This window comes from Streptomyces kurssanovii (assembly GCF_040677245.1).
GTDB classification, from domain to species: Bacteria; Actinomycetota; Actinomycetes; order Streptomycetales; family Streptomycetaceae; genus Streptomyces; species Streptomyces kurssanovii.
Genome location: NZ_JBFAQK010000128.1, coordinates 1 through 1033, shown reverse-complemented (window position 1 = coordinate 1033; position 1033 = coordinate 1). Strand labels below are relative to the sequence as shown.

1 protein-coding gene and 1 pseudogene are annotated in these 1033 nt (G+C 65.7%); one reads left to right on the top strand and one right to left on the bottom strand.

Annotated features, from left to right (window positions below; all coding sequences use genetic code 11):
- Positions 1-655, top strand: a 655-nt coding sequence (locus tag AB0K36_RS34665; protein WP_364601825.1) for a transposase, incomplete at its 5' end; no start/stop codon positions are given.
- 177 nt (positions 656-832) lie between these two features.
- Here the strand turns inward: AB0K36_RS34665 and AB0K36_RS34660 are convergent.
- A pseudogene (locus tag AB0K36_RS34660) lies at positions 833-1027 on the bottom strand (DUF222 domain-containing protein); the annotation flags it as partial.
- Positions 1028-1033: the final 6 nt, after the last annotated feature.

Genomic DNA, 1033 nt, shown 5'->3' with positions numbered 1-1033 from the left:
GCAGACGGCCGCACAGGTAGGTGAGGGCGGGTCCCGCGAGCCACAGGCCGGCCGCCGTGAGCGCCCAGCCCGCCAGCACGCCGGGCGGCCGGCGATCGAGGCCACCTGGCCGGCGGCCACCGTGCAGACCTGCGTGGTGCATCTGATCCGCACCGCGATGCGGTTCGTGTCCTACAACCAGCGCAAAAAAGTCGCCAACGCCCTCAAACCGATCTACCAAGCCCCCGACGCCGAAACGGCCCGTGCCGAGCTCGACGAGTTCGCTAAATCTGATCTAGGACAACAGAATCCGCACACTATCGCCGCGTTCCGCAACGCCTGGGAGCGGTTCACCCCGTTCTTGGCGTTCCCACCGATGCTGCGCCGGGTCATCTACACCACCAACTCGATCGAGTCGCTGAACTACCAACTGCGCAAGATCATCAAAAACCGCGGCCATTTCCCCAGCGACGACTCGGTAGTCAAGCTGCTCTGGCTGGCCATCTGCACCATCGAAGACAAACGCGCCAGAGAACGCGAGAAACAACGAGGCAAACCACTCACCGAACGCACCGCCCCGGGCCGACTCATCGAAGGCCAAGTCACCACCAACTGGAAACAAGCACTCGGACAACTCGCCATCGCCTACCCCGACCGAATCAACCCCTACCTCTAAACCCGACGCTACGCACTTACACAAACAACTTGACAGGCTCTCCGACAGTGCCGCGGAGGGTCGATACCCCGGCTCTGCATTGTCGGCCTGCCCGGCCGCCTCCGGCGAGTCGCCGGAATGACCCGGCTTCGACTCTCCACAGGGACCGGCGTCGGCGGTGTCCCCGGGTAGCCGGACGGGTTTGATCTTGGCGCGCCCGGCCAGATCCCGCACCGATTCAGCCGGCAGGATCCCATGCCCGGGCAGATAGCCCGGGGCATCGGAGGTGCCGTCAACCGTGGACCTCTGGGCCAACACATGCACCACGGCCGCATCAGCGGCCGCCCGGTTCTGCGCGGCCGGGCAGTCCTCACGCCCGCACCGGCACCCCAACTGAGC